The sequence below is a fragment of the Rahnella perminowiae genome (genome assembly GCF_019049755.1).
Classification (GTDB): domain Bacteria; phylum Pseudomonadota; class Gammaproteobacteria; order Enterobacterales; family Enterobacteriaceae; genus Rahnella; species Rahnella perminowiae.
This window is the reverse complement of record NZ_JAFMOS010000056.1, coordinates 1-507: the sequence shown is the minus strand read 5'-3', so window position 1 is coordinate 507 and position 507 is coordinate 1. Positions and strand designations below refer to the sequence as shown.

Below are 507 nucleotides of genomic sequence, written 5' to 3'. Positions count from 1 at the left end.
CCTACTTAAAATATAAATAAAATCATTCACTTCAGTAAATAATACAGAGGTTCATGATGATAACCGAGCAGGAAATCAGGACTCTAAGTAAAAAAAACGCAAGAAGAAGTGCTTTCAAGACAATACTTTATCTTATGTTATTATGCTCAGCGATTACTTTTAGTGTGATTACAACCAATGATTTTGTATATTTTCTGTCAGTAGTCATTTTGGGAATCGTCATCGCGCATGGAGTCGAACTACAGCATGAGTGCCTCCATCATAATTTGTATCGGTCAATAAAAGTTAATCGATTTTTTGGCATCATTTACGGTCTGCCAATGCTAGTAAGTTATACACACTATCAAGCCCAGCACCTCCATCATCATACTTTCCTCGGCACCGATAAAGACGAGGAAATAATTGATTATAAATCTGAGCAACTTAAGACTATTAGTGGGTTATTTACTCGCATTACTAATGCCAATCGTTTTTTTCAATTTATGGTGACAATGATAAATACTACTC

At 34.7% G+C, this 507-nt stretch carries 1 protein-coding gene; it reads left to right on the top strand.

Features of this window, described 5'->3' with window-relative positions:
- Positions 1–53: 53 nt before the first annotated feature.
- Positions 54–507: fatty acid desaturase (locus J1785_RS00270; RefSeq protein ID WP_217218520.1), on the top strand; the 454-nt coding region annotated here is incomplete at its 3' end.